Origin of the sequence: Actinomyces slackii (assembly GCF_900637295.1) — a bacterium.
GTDB lineage: Bacteria > Actinomycetota > Actinomycetes > Actinomycetales > Actinomycetaceae > Actinomyces > Actinomyces slackii.
The window spans coordinates 837,519-855,852 of the sequence record NZ_LR134363.1 but is presented as its reverse complement, the minus strand read 5'-3'; the positions used below and the strand labels follow the sequence as shown (position 1 = coordinate 855,852).

Below are 18,334 nucleotides of genomic sequence, written 5' to 3'. Positions count from 1 at the left end.
TGTCTACCTCGGCGCAGGGTACACAGGGCCGCTGCGGGTTCCATGGAGAGGCTAGGCTTACCCGCGTGAGCCAGTCCCGCCCGTCCGGACCCTCCCAGCGCAGGGTGGAGCGCATCAGTCAGCAGCCCGAGGCCGCCGAGCCGGCCCCGCTGGAGGATGCTGCGCCGTCGGACCCCCCGGCGCCGCGCTCGGCGCCCTCCCACCAGTCCCGACCGGGCCCTGCCGACGACATCATGCTCTCCACCGGCAAGCCCCAGCCGTCCCCCAAGCCCACCCAGGAGCAGATTCGCCAGCAGCCCGGCCGCAAGGCCTGGGTGCCCAATCAGCACGGCGCCTGGTCCATGCTGGTCCTCCCCCCGGTCGTCGGCTGGGTGGTCGGCGGGTTCTCCTGGGTCAACCTCATCTTCCTGCCCGCCTGGTGGGGGGCCTACCTGACCTACTGGGCCTGGTCGCAGTGGCTGCGCACGCGCTCGCCGCGCAAGCGCGCCCTCCTGCTGCTCCCCCTCATCATCTACACGGGCTGGACGGCGCTGCTGGGCCTTCTGGTCCTCCTGGCCGCTCCCTACCTCATCCAGTGGGTGGTGCCCCTGGCCCCGCTGTTCGCCGTCGCCGCGCATCAGGTGTGGCGGGGGCACGAGCGCTCGCTGATCTCAGGGCTGGCGACGACGAGCGCCGCCTCCCTCATGGCGGCGGTCACCTACAGTCTGGCCGTGAGCGGGGCGGGGGGCTTCCTGGGAACGGCCAATGTCGCGAGCCTGCCGGGGTCCTCCCCCAATGGGGCGCTGACGGGATGGCAGTGGATGTGGCTGGTCACGGGGCTGACGGCCGCGTACTTCGGCGGGACGGTGCCCTACATCAAGTCGATGATCCGCGAGCGCTTCAACTATCCGCTCCTGACCGGGACCGTGGTGGCGCATTCCGCGGTGGCCGCGGGGGTGGTGTGGGCCGCGACGGGCGGCTACCTGCCCTGGTCCCACGCCGCACTGTGGGTGGTGCTGGCGCTGCGCAGCCTGATCATGCCCCTGTGGCAGTGGCATCTGGCGCGCACCCGCCACCGGCCGCTTCGCCCCGGGACCATGGGGGTCGTGGAGATCGTCATGTGCGTGGCCTTCCTGGTGACTGTGGCGACGCGCTGAGCCGGGAGGCGCCTGGGCCCACTGGACGACGACGGGCGCCGCCGATGACAGCCGTTCACCGAGACGCCGTCACCAAATCGTGACATTTTCTTTGTGATGTGGGCACAATACCCATCATGGTTCGCACGGCTGGAGTCCCCCAGGCCCTGCCCCACGTGCCCTGGAGCACGACGGCGCTGCGGGGACTGCGCATCGGCGGCATCGTGGGATCCCTCCTGGTGTTCGTGCTCTACCACGAAGCCGGAACCGTCAAGGACGCGCCGGGCGTCCCCCACCAAGCGGCGCAGATCAGTGCCCTCGTCATCATCATGGTCTGGGTCTGGCGACTCCTGCCCATCGTCGGCCCGGAGCACTGGATCGCCCGCGACGTCCTGCCCCTGTCGACCGTGAGCCTGATCGCCCTGTACGGCAGCGGGCTCTGCCTGCGCTCCTGGTGGGCGATCTACCAGGACTACGGCCAGCACTCGACGAAACTCGCGCTGGCAGCCGCCGGATTCATCCTCGTGGGCCTGGCCGTCCTGGCCGACCTTCTTCTGCGCATCCGGCGGGACCTCAGCGGCATGGAGATCGAGGATCCTGACAACCCGGCCCGGTGGGCCCGTCTTGGCTCCCGCGTCGCCTCCGAGGAAAAGGACCAGGACAGTGCTGGGGAGCGGTTGGCGAGCCTGGAGCCGGACGAGGCCACACAGGCCGACGACGTGAAGCACGACGAGACAGCGAGGAGCGCGTCCGAGAGCGCCGAGGCTCCCGACGATGCGGATGCCCAGAAGAATGAGCCCGGTGTCGGCGCGACTCGCATACCGGTGACGAGGGGCAGGACCCTGACGGCCGTGACTGCAGGACTCATGCCCTGCCTGGTCCTGGCCTGCGCCTACGCCCTGGCCCTCCAGATCCTGCCCGGGCTTCCCACCACCGTGGCCGCGCAGGCGGCCACCACCGCCCCCGTGCCCGACGACGCCCTACCGGCCATCTCCTCGGCCGCCCCCAGCACCGTGGCCTGGACCAAGGACATCACCACCGAAGCAGACGCCATCGACATCGCCGCCGGAGCCCGCGGCCCCATCATCCTGACCCACGAAGGCATCGAGGCCATCAGCTCAGACGACGGCACCACTCTCTGGTCCTACCGCCCCACGAAGGCGGACTACGTAGAGGTTGAGGACGGGACCCTGGACCATCCGATTCGTCTGGTCACCAGCCCGGACCGCAAGCACGTCGCCGTCATCATCGATTCGAGTACCTCCGACTTCCCCAAGGCCTCCCATGCCATCGTCGTCATCCTGGATGCCGTGACCGGCCGGGTCACGGCCCAGATCCCGATCGAAGAGCAGGAGTTCACGAACCCGACGATTCAGATGACTGACTCGGCCGCCCTGATCGACCGCACGACCTACTCACTGGACGACGGACACCGCCTGTGGACCCTGGACAAGCCCAAGGACTGGGAACCCGGCTACTCCGGTCCGGCCGGTCACTCCACCTTCATCCTCGGCGTCACGGAGGAGCAGGATCACCGAGGGCGGAACAAAGCCGTCAACCTCACCCTCGCCCCCGACTCCGATCCGCAGGACACCACAACGCTCCCCTCCGCGGCCATCGATCCTATCGGCATCATGAAGAATCTCTCCGTGGTCGTCGTGGACGGCTGGGTTCTCATCAGCCAGGAGCCGCAGGTGGACGGGACATGGGCCGCGCCCTCCCAGGGCATGGTCATCAATATCGACGAGGTGGCTGCAGCCGGGAGCACCGATGTGGAGACCATCCCCGTGGGCATCACCTCCGGGGTCAATGCCGTTGCCTCCCAGGCCTCCGGCCAACTCGTCACCTACCCGGATCTCAGCACCCTCAACGATGCTGCTCCCAGGTCGTGGATAGCCGATCGATACCCGATACCAGAAGCGAACGTGTGGGCGGCGGCGCTTTTCGATCCAGCGACCCGTCGTGTCACCGCCGCTGCGGAGAGCCCCTCGATCGGCGCGACCAAGGTCGGCCGAGTCCGGACGATCAACGACTCCGGCCAGGAGTCCCTCGTGATCCGCGTCGCCCCCGCCAATGGTCAGGCACCGCTGGAGATCCCCGTGCCCTGGACTCTGACAACCGACACCACTGAGCGGGGCGACACCGAAGGGGGCACACCGGTCTGGCAGGAGGACCCTGACCAACCCCCGACGATCTGGTGCGTGGCGAGCCCCGGAAGCCACCTCATCGTCCTGGACGCCACCAGTGAAAGCGACCCTTACGGCCCCCGCCTCTACCGCATTCACGGGGTGAGGTGACATGCTCAGCATCCGTCGTGATTCCCTACGGACCCGCATCGGCCTGACGGCGCTCGTCGTGGCCCTGGTTGTCAGCGCCACCGCGATCTGGTGGTGGGTGCGGCGCGATCCCGAGCAGGACCGCCCTGCGGTGACAGTGGACCTGGGCTCTGTGGGCGGGGCGGCAGAGGCCGAGGCCGCCGGGGTCATCACCTCGCCGAAGACCGGGTCATCGGATAGGGACTGGACGATCCATACGAGTGGGAACAAAGGGAACTTGCCGGAGCTGTGGTCCCAGCCCACGGCGTATGGGCCGGTCCTCCTCTCGCATGCCGACCTGGAGGAGACGAGCGAGGAGCAGGCCTCGACGGCCGGTACCGCTGTCATCTCTGTGGAGCCCTCGACTGGCGAAGCGCGCTGGTACCGCAGCCTCATGCCCACGATCGATCTCCAGGACGGCTACGGTAATAATTTCCGTTTCCCCCAAGCACACGGCCTGCGCGCGAGTCCGGATGGCGAGCACATCGCCGTCCTGCTCTCCCCCATTCCTGGCGGCGGCTCTGATCGCCCCGGCCCCCGCACCGTGGTGGTCCTGTCCGCCAAGACTGGAGAGGTGGTGCGCACCGTGGAGAGCCGCGACCATGTGTTGAGCATGGTGCTGACCGATGAGGCGCTGTCGGTCCAGACCTCGCCCAACCTTGCAGCCGAGGGCTCGACTATCTCTACCTATTCCCTCAGCTCCCCCAAGGCCAAGCCGGCGCACTGGAGCCCCAAAGGTTGGCTCGTGGGCTCGACCGGCAGCACGGTGATGCTCAGTCCCCGGTCCGATATGACGAGGAATGGTGATCTGTGCGGGGAGGACGCCTGCCCCGTCATGACCGTCTCCCTGGCCGATCCCGTCTCCGGTAAGCAGCAGCGCAGCATCGATGGGGTCTACCGCGTGTTCCCCTCCGGCTGGGTGGAGCGCTTCCCCGATCCCGCCCGCTCCAGTCGGATCGCTCCGGATTCCCAGGAGTGGTTTGAGGAGCGTCGGGAGCTGGTGGATCTTGCCAGCGGATCGCCAATCGATATCACCGGCCTGGCCGTGGAACCGGTGATCACGATGACCGGATTCGTCTGGCTCCTGCAAACCCCCTCATGGTGGGAGACCAGCGACGGCCCGAATCTCAACCTCACGCCCTCCTCCTGGATATCGGCCATCCCCGGTGGGGACCGCACCCAGCACAAGAGCGCCTTCAAAGCCATCACCGTCGACGGCAATTACACCTACAGCGCCGTCTACCGCGAGCCCCAACTGATGGGCAGCTCATGACGCGCATCGATCCGCAGGTGCCCTGGAGCACGACGGCGCTGCGGGGGCTGCGCCTGGTCAGCCTGGTGACCATGCTGGTCGCCGTCGCCCTGGGCCTCTATGTCAACGACGAGACGCTCTCCAAGGACGCCACGCGGATGAGCCTCAGCCCTGCGGTTGTCACCCTGGGTGTCGCGGCGGTCATCGCCGGCCTGGGCTGGGCGCTGGCCAGATGGCGGGGGCGCGACGTCGTCGCCGATGCTCTTGAGCTGTCCACCATCAGCCTGGTGGTCCTGGCTCCATCCTGCTTCATCGTCCTGGGATGGTGGCAGATCTACTGGGAGCGCGGGCAGCGGCCGGACAGGCTGAACCTGCTCATCGCGGCCCTTGTCCTGGTGGGTATGGCCCTGGGCGCCGGGGCGCTGCTGCGCATGCGCCGCAGGATGAGCGGCATTGATCCAGGCGCGGCCAATGACCCGGCTCGGTGGGGCCGACTCCGCCCGCCTGACGCCGAGGAGCAGGAGGAGGCCTCGGGCCCGGGTCTGATCCGCAGGCGCGACACGGCCCTGCGGCTTGTTATGGCCACGGCGGTCGGGCTGCTGCCCTGCCTGGTCCTGGCTGGAGTCCACGGCCTGGCGACCCGCCACCTGACGGGGCCTGTCAGGACTGTGGCCGGGCAGGCCACCACCGCCGCCCCCGTGCCCGACGACGCCCTACCGGCCATCCCCCAAGCAGCCCCCAGCACCGTGGCCTGGACCAAGGACATCACCACCAGCGCACAAGCCCTGGACATCGCCGCCGGTGCACGCGGCCCCCTCATCCTGACCCACGAGGGCATCGAGGCCATCAACCCCGACAACGGCACCACACTGTGGACCTACCGCGCCGCGGATGTGGATTACGGGGGTCCCACGCTCTATGGAGACAGACGCGCACGTCTGGTCGTCAGCCCCGACGGCAAGCACGTGGCGGTGACCGTCGAGACCCGGGACCCTCGCTTCTCCGATTATGCGCAGAGAATGATCGTGGTTCTTCTCGATGCCCTCACCGGCCGGGTCGTCGCCCAGGTCCCAACCGAGACGTCCCTGTCCCCCGACGAACTGACGATCCAGATGACCGACTCGGCCGCCCTCATCGGCCCCTCAGCCTACTCACTGGCCGACGGGCACCGCCTGTGGACCCTGGATGCGCCCGAGGACTGGGATCCCGGCTACTCCGGGCCGGCCGGCCACTCCACCTTCATCCTCAGGGTCAACCACAATCTCCCTCCACGATTCTCCTTGGCGGACCTCATTCTGGTTCCCGATGCGGATCCGGCGGCGACGATCACGCTGAGCAAGGCAGGCCTCGATCCCTTCATGGACATTCCCGTCGTCGTCGGAGGCTGGGTGATCACGTATACCGGCAATATGACCAACGGTTCCAGGCTGTCGGCCTGGGACGGCCAGGCCGTCTCCATTGACGCCGTCGCCGCGAGCGGCAGCACCGAGGTTGAGGCCATCCCCATGGGCCGAACCTCGGGGCCCAATATGGTCGCATCGACCGCATCCGGCCAACTCGTCACCTATCCCGAGCTCACCGCTCTGACCGACCTCGACAGCGCTGACCCCGTCGACGGTTCCGCCGCAGCCGCGCTCTTCGATCCGGTCAGTCGCAGCATGACGGCCGCGGGGGACAGTTCATCGATCGGCGCCGCGAGGGCCGGGCGGGTCTGGAGGCGCGATGCCTCGGGGAGGGAGTCCACTGCGATCCGCATCTCCCCCGCCAATGGTCAGGCACCGTTGGAGATTCCCGTGCCATGGACGATCGTCTCCGACGAAAGGTCCCACGGCCCCGATGAGACAGATGACCTGAGTTGGCGGGACGAGGATTTCGCCGCTCTTGTTCCGCGCTATCTGGCGGCCCCTGGCTGTCTCGTCGTCGCTCTGGACACCGGTGCGGAAAGGGACCGCACTGGGCTGCGCACCTTCCGGCTCTACGGGGTGAGGTGAGATGCGCCTTCTGAGTCACGACTCCCTGCGGGCCCGCCTCGTGATAGCGGCCGTCGTCGTCACGGTGGCGTTGGCCTTCTCCGGCCTGGTATGGCAGGTCCAACGGCCGGAGCCTCCCGCCGCGCCGACGGTGAGCCCGGGCCCGGTGGGAGGGGCGGTCGAGGCGCAGGCAGCGGGCGTCATCACCGCCCCGCAGACTCCGGGAGAGGACGGCCGGGCCTGGCAGGTTGCAGCACATGCGCCCATCCGTCGCCTCGAGTGGACCCAGGGCACCGCTCATGGGCCCGTCCTGCTCCTCACGGACCGGGATGACTCCAAGGAGGAGCCGGTCGAGGAGCCTGCCGTCGTCGGTCTGGACCCGCAGGACGGCTCGGTGCGCTGGTATCGGAGCCTGGGTCCGGGCATGACCACCCTCGATTCCGCCGGCAGCGACACCATGTCCTTCCATGCGCTCCAGGCAAGTGAGGATGGGGAGCATATCGCCGTCGGGCTCACTGCCATGCCCAGTGGCCCGTACGACAGTAACGCGCCACGCGAGGACGGCAGGGGAACCGTCGTGGTCATGTCCGCCAAGACGGGTGAGGTGGTGCGCACCGTGGAGACCGCGGACCTCCTCCTGGGAATGGCGCTGACCAATGACGCCCTGATCATTCAGGCCTCCCCCACGCTGATGGCCGAGGGTTCGACCATCTCCACCTACTCCCTCGCCTCCCCCAAGGCCAAGCCGGCGCGCTGGAGCCCTGGGGCCTGGCTCGTGGGTGCCACGGGATCCAATGTTGTGCTCAGCGAGCGGGCCACCCTGAAACTGTGCGGCTCGGAGTCGTGCTCGACGACGACAGTCACCCAGGCTGACGCACTCACGGGCGAGCACCTGAGCAGTCTCGACGGCGTCTACTACATCCACCCCTCCGGATGGGTCGGGCGCTTCACGGATCCGGCGAGCTCCGTGGGGGCCAAGACCGAGCACCCTGATTGGGCCGACGAGCCGAGCGAGCTGGTGGACCTCGGCACCGGCGCGCGCGTGGACACGACAGGTCGCAACTTCTGGCGTGAACCCACCCCGACCGGGATGATCTGGGTCCTTAAGAAGGACGGGGGCGAGGCTCCCGTCTGGGTCGATGCTGCACCCGGGCAGGACCGGCGCATTCGCTCGGAACCGGTGGACATCATCGGCAGTGGTGTGGCCCCGGACGACATGCTCGCCGTGTTCCGCACCAGTCTGCAGGAGGATAAGGGGTGAGCCGGGGTGAGCCTCAGCCCGGGCCCGGGTGGTGTCCGGCTTGTCAGCGGGGATCGAGCACCGTGCCCAGGAGCCGGTCGAGGGCCGCGTGAGCCTGGGCGAGCGCGGCGCGGGGGTCGTCATGGCAGGCGGCCTCATCCAAGGAGGCACGGAAGGATGGCTCCTGGTGCAGATCGTCGACATCAAGGGCGTTGAGGCCTCGAACCTCGACGATGCGTGTCGCAATGGCTCCATCTGTGCAACCTCGACATGGACTCACCCGCAAGTTGTAGACAAGCCCAGTAATATTCGGGTAGTGTCGGCGACGCTCGGTTACCGATCCGTGAGGAGATGACGTGGTAGTTGGACCCGATTGGGATGCGCGCCCCAATGCTGATGATGGCCTGGGGGGCACTCCTCGCGAGACGGATGAGGATGGCGATAAGTTGGTGCCGAATCTGAAGCGGCCCGCCATGAAGAGGGTGCTTGACACCTTAGACTCCGCTGAGGACGACCTGGACGCGGGGGCCACCAGCGGAATGACGCCAAAGTCACACATGCTGACCAACGGCCTGGGAGGCGAGGGGAGTGTGTGGAAATCGCCACTAGCGGAGACATCCCGCACTGCCGCCGTAGGAGTGATTGATAAGATCACTTCCCAGGTGAGTTCAACTCGGCAAGACGTCTCTGATGATCATAGTGCCGAACCCGAGAAAGTCAAGGAAACAGACTCCCGAGCGACCTGGTGATAGTCATGGCTTATATTTCTCTCGATCCTGACGGTCTGCAGAAGATCATCAACGACCTCAACGGTTACGCGACCAAGGCTGAGTCCAGCAGATCTGCTGTGACAATGGTTAACTCTGCCAATTCGTCGAGTCGTGGCGAGAATCCGGTTGACCTGTTCTCCTTCTCTACCAACATGACGACATACAAGGACGATCTAGCAGATGAGGCCTCCAAACTGCAGGCACGCTTAGACGCCGCAAAGGCCGCCAATGAGACTGGCATGACTGCCACCGCACCGGACGGCACGATCTGTTATTACGTGCCTGACGGGGTGGAGGACACGCCGGAGAACGTTAAAACGCACAACAATGTCGACACCTGGCGGCAGGCGAACACTGATGCCGCGACGTTGGTGAAGTATTCGGAGCAGGGGTGCAGCCCAGAGGAGTGGGATCAACTGTTGGAGCGCATGCGCGCTGGACAGGATGATCCGGCCTACGCCAATACGATTTTCAACAACATCGGACCGGGGCGAATTCTCGATAGCATAACCGACATTGACCAGCGGTTCACCTCGGTATCCAACGTCGAGGGGACTGCATATAGTGAGAGACCTAATGCTGGCGTTGACCTGGCCAACGTCATGGGTAGAATGCTGGCAACCGCATCCAATACGTGGCCGGAAGACAAGGCTAAGGCCTACGCGGATCGTCTCGCAGATATGACGCAAGAGGATGGCAAGCCCGCACGCATCGATGCCCTGAACACTATGCTGGAGACCTCTCAGCAAGTGGATATCGACGGCGATGGCGTCGAAGATTCCGTGGGCCTGGACTACAACGACACTTTCCTGGTCACCCTGGCGCGACGAATCGAGAGCCATGAGTACGATGAGGTGCCGACTGGGGATCGTCTCAGGATGACATCTCTATCGATTGTGAGTAATGACAACCCCCTGTCGGGCGTTGTGCATGCAATGACGGGCAATCGTGACGCCGGCCTTGAGTGGTTGGTTCCGTCCAGCGAATGGTCCGATAAGCCTATTACTGGCGCGGATTCGAAGGAGCACGTTGAGCGCGTTCAGACGTTGATCGAAAATGGGAAACTGTCGAATCAAGACTGGACGAGGGATTGGGCACGTCTGTGCGATGAAATAGACCGTAATGTCGGCTCCTCTGAGGCTCCGTCTTCCGATGATTCTAGCCAGAAGCGTCAGGTATCTGCGGCCGCGACTGCGGTATCAGGTATACTCAATGGCCTCGGATCGGCGGAAGATCCCCCAGCGCTTGACAGCGAGGGTCGCAATCTCGTATCGAGTGTGCTAGCACGCCATCCCGAGGGAGTGAGCGAATCAGCATTTCCGGGGAACCCCGAAGGGCCCGTCAAAGTATTCAACGATTCCGCTGGCGGAATTTCCTATCACCATCCAGTAATGACTGACAGGGCGCTCACTAATCTGGTGGGTCAGGTGTTGCAGGATAAAAACGCTTCCGCCCACTTGGGCGAGTCGATGTCTGATTATCACGAACAGCAACTCCAGGCTGCCGCCGAAATATATCAGGACACTAAGGATTCAACTGAGTTGACGGCGGCGGTCGAGAGACAGGCCGCTACCAACGGATTCTTCGCTGGGGCGGAGAGTCATCAACTTGTTCACCGTGGCGTTCAAGTAGATAACTACGCAACCACCAGCAACACTATCGTCTCATATGGCGCTGGTTTGATTCCCGTCGTCGGAGATGCGGCAGCTCTGGTTGTGGATACGGCGAATCCCATTTCTGTCAATAATGCGTCTGAGGCACGCACAGAGGCGGCGAAAATCAAGAGTGATGCAATGGCCGCCAGTACCGAGCAGATCACCGCGAGTCTACTCAACAGTGGTGTCTACTCAGTCGCGGACATTCAAGCGATGAGGACATCAACCGGGACGGCAAAGACAGTGGACGAAAGTGTTGACAATGTGGTTGATGAGGCCGGCAATGTCCTGACACAAGGCATGTCCCCCGATCAGTTGAATGACCCTAATGTGCGCGACGGATTGCATACTCTGGGTGGACATCTACATAATCCGGCAGATTCGAATACCAGTTACACCTTAGCCATGAACAACATCTTTGATAAAGCGTATGCTACGGCCAGTCCCGACGCGCCCGAAGCACCGGCCCACAGCTGGGGCGCCAAACCGAAGAGCACTCAAGATGATGAGACGAAGGATGGGTGAGCGAGACCTTGCGGACCGGCGGAGCAGGTGGTGGCTGTCCTCTGGCATCTGCTTGGTGGCCGCATCCTGCCTGGCGCTGGCCGGCTGCGCCAATGGCGGACCGTTAGGACGATCGAGTTCGCGCTCAACTGTGCCGGTGGTGGCCACAGCCGCGCCGGATGGGGCCTCCTACACCTGCCCGGGCATCCCCGACGAAGCCGTAGAGGCCATGTTCGGCCCCGACAGCACCATCGTGAACCACTTCAACCACATACCCCCCTGGTGCATTGTCAAAATTCCCGGGCGGGACGCCTCCGTTCTCTACATCCAAGCGTGGTACATCTACAGGAATAAAGATCCCTGGGACGAGCCCAACCTGTCGCGTGGACAGTTCGGCAGCGACTTCTCCTTCCCCGGCATCGAGGGCACCGGGAAGGCATGGATCGATGAAGAAGTGGAGGACGATGACGGCAGCGGCGATCAGGCCTATGGCGTGAGATACGGCTCAACCGTCTTCATCTGCGGAGACCACTACCTGGCTCTCAGCATCGACCATGCCCCGGCCATGCAAGGCGACCTCAAAGGCAACCTGGTCAACCTCACCCAATCAGCCCTGCCCTGGCTATGCCAAGACCAGCCCATCCCCGGCCTGGACCAGACCATGGAAGACATCCGCCCACCCTACGCACACGACACCCCCCAGCCGAGCACCACCCCCACAGACACACCCGACCCCGAACACGACAACTGAACACAACCACCTCTCGGAGTACCGTGCGCCATACGGCTAGTTCATCGCCCCGAAGGACCAGATCCCAGCGCCGAGTGGGCTTCCGACTACGCGCCGTGAAGTCGGGTGGAGGTGGCCTCGAGGTGGGCGCTGATCCAGACGGTGACGGCATCGGGTGCGTCGGGCTCCTCCGCCCAGGTCTGCCGAAAGCGCTCCAGGGTCTCGTCGAGGACGTCGAGCACATCCTCGCGCCCGACGCGCAAGACGTCTTGAAGTCGGGCGAAGTGCTCGCGAGTCACACTGCTCAACGTGCGCGCCCCGAAGAAGGGCAGGGCCAGATGAGGATCCTCGGGCTGCCCGAGATACGGGGCAGTGCAGACAAGGTCGTAGGCGGGGGAGAGCCTGGCGGCGCGACGGTCCGGGTAGATGAGGGACCAGTTCTTCAGGTGCGCGTCGCCATTGCCCGCCAAGAGATTGAAGGCCGTGCGGCGCACCATCTCCTGCAGGGAGGCATGGTCGTGACCGCTGTAGGCAAGGACGGCGATCTCCTCCACCGCAGACCGGTACTTCCCTTCTTCAGCACCGAACGTCCCGCGCACCTGGGCGAAGTCCTCGATATGAATGCGCCCGTGATCACTGCGGTCGAAACGCCGAATGGCATAGGCCAGAGTCTCATCATTGGGCCATGCACCGGGCCCGAGCTCGTCGATCGATGAGCGATCCCATAGCGCCAGTTCAGGAACCTCGATCCCCACCCGATCAGCCAAGCGCATGATGGCGTACTCGTTGGCGGGAAGGTCGGGGTACTGGGAGTCTGGCGTCTTGAGGATCCAGTCCCCGTCCTCGCCACGGACTGGCAGGGCAAGACGGTCACCCTCATGGCGCACGGAGAACTTGAGCGCCATGCCCGCCAGCGAAGCCCGCCTGGGCTGGGCCGTCAGAGGTTGAGGAACGTCGCTGCTAACCGCACCCTCAAAGACCGCATCGACCTCTGATGTGTCGTCCAGATCGACAGCCACCGCGCCGGGAAGATCTCCACCGATCCGGGCAAGCAGATCCATCTCCGCATAGGCGTTTACTCCCTGCTCATGGGCGATGAGATCGCGTAAACGTCCTTCGGGAAGAAGGTTGGAGAACCACGCCGGGACTCTGTTCATGGCGTGCGGCCAAGCCCGCTGATGCTCCTCGAACCATCTGCCCAGGACAGCCCGCCCGGGCCGCGACCAGTAGTCGTCATCGAAGACGAACTTGGTGACGGCATCCCGCCTGCTCAGGACGCCCACGTGCTCGCCGTGGAGAGTGACCGCGTAGATCTCCTCTTTCATCGGATGTCCTGCGCAAGGTCAGCACCTACTCGGCGAAGCAGATCCTCCAGCGGCGGCGTGTCCTCATACCCGCAGGCGGTTCGCACGGTGACGAAGCGGCGAACATGCTCCTCCAAGAGCGCCGCTCGCAGCTCGATGGCCCGCTTCTCCTCCTTCCTCTGCAGAAGGCCGACGATCTCCTCGGTGAGCAGCAGGGACTCCAGGTTCCCGACACCGGCAGCCAGGTACTCCATGACCCGTCGACGATCCAGGCCAGAGATCATGCGGTTAGCCGCCGGCAGCGCATCCTCGCCCAGCGCCTCGGCCGGGACGAGCTCGGTGAGGGCGGCGCTGGGCGTGCTGGCGGACCTCAGCAAATCGGCAAGAGCCTCCAGCGTCATGGGCTCACCCGTGCGCAGATCTGTGGGCTCGAGGCTCCACAGGGCGCTGGCGATGACCTTGGAATCCGAGCGGGTCGCCCGGAACACGGAGAGCTCCGGCAAGGGCGCCTCACCCTCAAGGCGAGCCGCAGCAAGAAGACGCTGGACGGAGTCGGATTCCTCCCCGGCCACGAGGCAGGCGGCCATGCTCCGCAGATCGGCCTGGGAGCCGCTGATCCCCAGCTGGTCGGCGCCCACACTCGTGCGCCACAGCCAGCGGCCGAGCAGGATGCGGTTGCGCTCATAGGGCTCGGGGAACAGCGCGAAGAACCGAGTGAGGACCAGGAGCTGGAAGCGGAAGGGCAGGAAGGTCCAGTGCGGAACGCCCTGCTCCTGGAGGAAGCGCACCGCGGCCAGGAGTGCCGCCTCGGTGCCCCGGTAGGCCTCCCCCTCGCTCTCGCTCGGGAAGTCGCTCACCCGGCGCCGAGACTGCGAGAACTCGCCGTGCAGATCCCGGGTAATGTCAGTGTGGCGGCGCACGAGGAGCGCCTGAATGACGGCGGCCTCGGGCAGCAGGCCGACATTCGTCTGCGCATTGATCGAGGCTCGGATGCCCTCGATTGTCAGTCCCCTGCCTGGTCCGCCGTGGAGGGCATCGAAGACCTCTGCGTCATTGAGGGGCTTGCCCCGGTTGTTGATGCGGTCGAAGATCTCCCGCAGGACGGACTCGTTAGCCTCGGACATGATGGTCGCAGGAATCGCCGCGTTACCCAGCCGTTCCACGGCCTGCTGAATGTGTCCCGCCTCATCGCCGGCCTCGGGATGCTCGCCCATCCAGGCCAGTGCCCGCCCCAGGTCGAAGAGGTCCGGCAGCGGGACCACAAGGTCCTCCTCCGGTTCCCGTAGCCGCACCACCTTCCCGGTCTTGAGGGAGTACCCCAGGGCGAAGCGCCGGTCCTTGCCACCCTCCGGATCCACGGCATTGACGAGGCTGGTGATGCGCTGCTGGCCATCAACCACCCACAGGGCATCGGGAACCTCCGGGGCGTCGACGTCGAGCGCCCCGATGCGCAGGCGCCCGGCCTCCGCGGGCCGCTTCCACAGCAGAAGATTCCCCACGGGGAAGCCGCGCAGGAGGGAGTCGACGAGTGCAAGGACGTCCTTGGCCTCCCAGCGGAAAGAGCGCTGGAACTCCGGCACCCGGATGCGCCCTGTGCGCACCAGGGTGTGCAACTCGCGGATGCTGTAGGTCTCCGCCCGGGAGATCGCCTGCGACTCGTCCATGAACCCATGATGCCAGGAGGCACGGACATGATCCGCGAGCCCAGCGCCCCCGCTCCCCTGCCTCGCTCCCCCGTGCACGCATGGGGGACTCAGAGGCGAAACCTGGATCTCGGGCACGATGCGGCACACATGGGTCGGACGACGCCGCCCGCGCCCGCTTGTCCACGCACTCCCCGAGTCCCTCTGAGCAGAAGAACGATCCGTCCCACCCAGGAATGCTGCGATGGATCCGCTATGCACACAGAACGCAGCCATTGGGCGCCTATTCCGATGACAGTGCCCTCAGTCACATGTCATCATCGCTCTGATGGATGAGAACCCGGACTCCACCATTGAGCCCACACAGCACACACCCCAGGAACCGAGTCTGACGGCAGCCGCCCTGGGCACCGCAGGCATGGGCGCGCTGGTCGTGGGAATCTCTCTCCTGGGGCTCTCGCTCGTGGCGCTGGAGGTTATCGAGCCCTCTGCCAAGACCGCCTCAGAGACCGCCTCAAAGCCCCCCTCCCCCTCAGAGACCGCCGCAACGCTCGGCCCGCTGCTCGCGGCAGCCCTTGTCCTGGGGCTCGCGCACCTGGCGCGCAAGAAACGGCGGCCGCTCAATGACGTCGTCGTGCTCGCCGCACCCACCATGGCTGGGATCATCCTGTGCCTGCTGCCCTCCTACTCGTGGTGGAACGCTTACCAGTACGACGGCACCCGGCGGCTCACGCCGGTCATGGTCGGCGCCGGCATTATCCTGATCGGCGTGGGCTGGACCCTGATCAACGCCCGGAGGATCTACCTGGACCTGCACCCGCAGCCACCGGCCGGCGAGGCGGCCGGGATTCAGGAGGCCGGGAAGGCCGACGATACGGCTCATGAGGTCGCCAACGCCGCCGCAACCGATGCCGTCAAAGCTGACCCCGAGCCGGACAGCCCTGACTCCGACAATCCCAAACCCAACCAGTCCGGAGCCGGGCACAGCACCGGCGCCCTCAGTCAGACCGCTGTCCTTCTGCGCAGGCGGCCCCGGTCCTGGGTCCTGCTCCCTGTGGCAGCCTGCGCTCCCGTCGTCACTGTCGCTCTGGTTCTTGCCCTGGTGAGTGCCCTGGCTGCCGCGGTGCTCCCGTTCCCCGACATCAGCCCCACGACCACTGGGCGCCGGGCCGACGCCGTCGACCCGGACTCGCTGCCGGCGGTCCCAACCGCCGCACCCACCCAGGTCGCCTGGACGACGACCCTCATGGGGGTCGATCACGACAAGATGTCCATGGTGGCGGGCACCCGTGGCCCCATCCTCCTGACAGGCGAGGGTCTACGCGCCCTGGATGGGCAGGACGGCTCCATCCTGTGGACCTACCACGCGACAAACGCCGACCATGAGGGGCACCGTGTCGGTGACGACTATCGCTACACCCTGGTGAGCAGCCCGGACCGCCGGCACGTGGCGGTGGTCCTGGAGTCGGTGGACGAGCGCTTCGACAACGTCCGTGGCTTCATCATCATGGTCCTGGACGCCGGCACCGGTGAGGTCACTGCTGAGCACGAGTACGCCTATGACTACAACAACCCACCTGGCGTCCAGCTCACCGACTCGGTCGCCCTGGTGGGCCGGGACGTCATCTCCCTGGATGGCGGCTCCCTGCTGGGGCGGATCTCCCCAGAGGAGGCGGAGTACAACTACACCGGCACGGCCGGGCACTCCACCCTGGTCGTGGCCGGCACTGACGCGGACTCGATCACCCTCCACCTGGTCCCGGAGACCGATCTGGCCCGTCGGACCGAGCTCAAGGGCCTGTGCCGCGACCAGTTCCTCAGCCCACCGGTCAAATCTGAGCTGCCGACGATTGAAGCGGGCTGGACGGCGCTGTGCACAAGCGGCACCGAGGATCCGGACACGCACGCGACCTCCTGGACGATGACTGCGGTCAATATTGATGAGATCGCTGCCTCCGGGGTGCAGGGGGAAGTTGACGCAGGGAACGTGCCGTCCGGCTCCCAGGTGCCCCTGGGTACGGGCCTGGGGCTGGATCGCGCCGCCTCTGCTGCTGGCGGCACCCTCATCACTCGCACGGAGAAGGACAGGAGGGTGTGGGAGGACTCCTACGGCGACACGAGGACGGAGGTCAACCCCCAGGTGCACATGGTTCTCGACCCGGCTACCCGCACGGCCTTCCCCGCCGACCAGTCCGCCAGTATCGCCACCGCGGAGATCTCCTTTGCCGGCCTGCCCTACGGCGAGCCCGTCTCCGACTACACCCTGACCATCGCCCCGTCCAACGGCGCGCCGCCGGTGTCAGCCGCATTCACCTCGACCCAGATCTTCTCCTCCCCTGACCACGAATACTTCCCTGACGACGACTACCGTCACGTGGTCGGGGCCCCTGGCGCTTCAGTCATTGCCCTGGTGACCTCCGACTTCTTAAGCGGCCCCTTTGAGATCACCATCGTGGGGGTGAGATGACGTGGCTGCGTCCTCGCTGAACGGAACCCTACGTACACGACTGGCTGTGGCCGCCCTGGCCTGTCTTCTCACCGCGGCCCTGGTGGGCGCAGCCGGCTGGTGCCTCAGGCCGGTGTCCAAACCTCCCCGTCCGCTCGGTCTTGAGGAGGCATCACCAGCTGTTCCTACGGACCTGGGCACCTTGGCGACCCAGGGCGGAGCGGGTACACCGGGTGCGCAGGTCACACCCCTGCCGGTCGCTGCAGACGACACGACGACTGCCTGGGCGACCTCTCTGGGCGACGTGGGCGACGCCTCCCTTATGGGGACTCCTCACGGTCCGATCGTTGTTGCCCCTGAGGAGTACCGCAGCTCAGCAGACGGCCAGGAGCTCCCAGAAGTCGCCACCATCTACGCACTGGATGCCGATACTGGTGAGTTGCGCTGGCAACGGAGCATCCAGCCCGCCGCCCTGACCTTCACGTGGGGCTCCACCACGTCGATCCGCGCGGTGACGAGTCCCGATGGTGAGTACCTGGCCCTGGCTCTGCAGCCCCAGGGGCTGCAGCCGCCTGTTCAGACTGTGGTTGTGCTGTCGAGCGGTACTGGTGAGGTGGTTCGCAGTGTGGAGACCAGGGAGAACCTGCTGGGGCTGGCCCTGACCGACGATGCGCTGGTGGTGCAGACCTCCTCCACGCACCATCCTGAGGGAGGGTCGGTGTCCCTGTACCCGCTGGCCTCCCCGAAGGATGCTGCCAGCGCCTGGCCGTCGACCGGGTGGCTGGTGGGCGCCACCTCCCAGGGGGTCATCCAGTCCGCCACGCGCCAGTGGGAACCGTGCACCGCGGCCTTCAGCGGGGATGAGTGCTTCTTGTCGATTGTGACGATCAGTGACCCAGTCACCGGCCAAGTCCAGCAGACCTTCGACCGGGTGACATTGATCCTGCCCTCAGGAGTCATTGAGCGCCTGGCCGACGACCAGATGGTCCCACCACCGAACGACCCCGCCTGGATCACGGCCCGCCGTGAGCTGGTCAACCTGGATACCGGTGCCACCACGGACATCACCGGATACCGGGTCAGCCGGGCGGTTGCGCCCACCGGCAACATCTGGCTGCTGTCGCCCTTGGCCACGGCACCAGACCCTGACACCCCGGTCTCCGATCTGCTCCCACCAGCCTGGACCGGCCCAGACGGGACAGTCAGCACGGACCCCGTCGAGACCATCGAGTTCGACCACGAACGCCAAGAGGACACAACAGCCCTCACCCGCACCACCATGACCATGAGCGCCGAGGGCTGAGGCGGGCACGCCGCGCAATCGCCTCCTCAGCACTCCACGACGTTGACGACCGGGCCTCCCCGGCTCGTCCCGTTCACACGATTCGTG

11 protein-coding genes are annotated in these 18,334 nt (G+C 65.8%); 9 read left to right on the top strand and 2 right to left on the bottom strand.

From position 1 onward, the window contains the following. Nucleotides 1–65: 65 nt before the first annotated feature. The 7 genes from EL266_RS03465 to EL266_RS13485 all read left to right on the top strand — a co-directional run bounded on the left by EL266_RS03465 (nucleotide 66) and on the right by EL266_RS13485 (nucleotide 11,572). Nucleotides 66–1,136 (top strand): YwiC-like family protein, encoded by a 1,071-nt coding sequence (locus EL266_RS03465; protein ID WP_026426375.1) that lies wholly within the window; start codon nucleotides 66–68, stop codon nucleotides 1,134–1,136. A 116-nt stretch (nucleotides 1,137–1,252) separates the two neighbouring features. Next, on the top strand, nucleotides 1,253–3,412 hold the full coding sequence (locus tag EL266_RS03460; RefSeq protein ID WP_026426374.1) for a hypothetical protein: 2,160 nt from the start codon (nucleotides 1,253–1,255) through the stop codon (nucleotides 3,410–3,412). A gap of 1 nt (nucleotide 3,413) precedes the next feature. After that, nucleotides 3,414–4,703 carry a hypothetical protein gene (locus EL266_RS03455; protein ID WP_026426373.1) on the top strand — a complete coding sequence of 430 codons (1,290 nt, stop codon included), beginning with the start codon at nucleotides 3,414–3,416 and terminating at the stop codon, nucleotides 4,701–4,703. Further along, on the top strand, nucleotides 4,700–6,673 hold the full coding sequence (locus EL266_RS03450; protein ID WP_026426372.1) for a PQQ-binding-like beta-propeller repeat protein: 1,974 nt from the start codon (nucleotides 4,700–4,702) through the stop codon (nucleotides 6,671–6,673). The genes EL266_RS03455 and EL266_RS03450 overlap by 4 nt, the downstream gene beginning before the upstream one ends. A gap of 1 nt (nucleotide 6,674) precedes the next feature. Beyond that, a complete protein-coding gene (locus EL266_RS03445; protein WP_026426371.1) occupies nucleotides 6,675–7,913 on the top strand; it encodes a hypothetical protein in 1,239 nt (412 codons plus the stop codon). A 733-nt stretch (nucleotides 7,914–8,646) separates the two neighbouring features. Further along, nucleotides 8,647–10,842, top strand: a complete 2,196-nt coding sequence (locus EL266_RS03440; RefSeq protein ID WP_126412128.1) for a DUF6571 family protein — start codon at nucleotides 8,647–8,649, stop codon at nucleotides 10,840–10,842. A 55-nt stretch (nucleotides 10,843–10,897) separates the two neighbouring features. Beyond that, nucleotides 10,898–11,572, top strand: a complete 675-nt coding sequence (locus EL266_RS13485; RefSeq protein WP_197719267.1) for a hypothetical protein — start codon at nucleotides 10,898–10,900, stop codon at nucleotides 11,570–11,572. An 86-nt stretch (nucleotides 11,573–11,658) separates the two neighbouring features. On the opposite strand, the gene EL266_RS03430 is transcribed toward EL266_RS13485, so the two are convergent. Continuing rightward, nucleotides 11,659–12,876: a type II toxin-antitoxin system HipA family toxin gene (locus EL266_RS03430; RefSeq protein WP_026426369.1), complete on the bottom strand. Its 1,218-nt coding sequence runs from the start codon at nucleotides 12,874–12,876 to the stop codon at nucleotides 11,659–11,661. After that, nucleotides 12,873–14,519 (bottom strand): DUF262 domain-containing protein, encoded by a 1,647-nt coding sequence (locus EL266_RS03425; protein WP_026426368.1) that lies wholly within the window; start codon nucleotides 14,517–14,519, stop codon nucleotides 12,873–12,875. Before EL266_RS03425 ends, EL266_RS03430 begins: the two co-directional genes overlap by 4 nt. A gap of 307 nt (nucleotides 14,520–14,826) precedes the next feature. On the opposite strand from EL266_RS03425, the gene EL266_RS03420 reads away from it, so the two are divergent. Together EL266_RS03420 and EL266_RS03415 are read left to right on the top strand one after the other, a co-directional pair. Next, nucleotides 14,827–16,965 carry a hypothetical protein gene (locus EL266_RS03420; protein ID WP_026426367.1) on the top strand — a complete coding sequence of 713 codons (2,139 nt, stop codon included), beginning with the start codon at nucleotides 14,827–14,829 and terminating at the stop codon, nucleotides 16,963–16,965. A gap of 283 nt (nucleotides 16,966–17,248) precedes the next feature. Further along, nucleotides 17,249–18,247 (top strand): PQQ-binding-like beta-propeller repeat protein, encoded by a 999-nt coding sequence (locus EL266_RS03415; protein ID WP_126412126.1) that lies wholly within the window; start codon nucleotides 17,249–17,251, stop codon nucleotides 18,245–18,247. Nucleotides 18,248–18,334 lie beyond the last annotated feature (87 nt).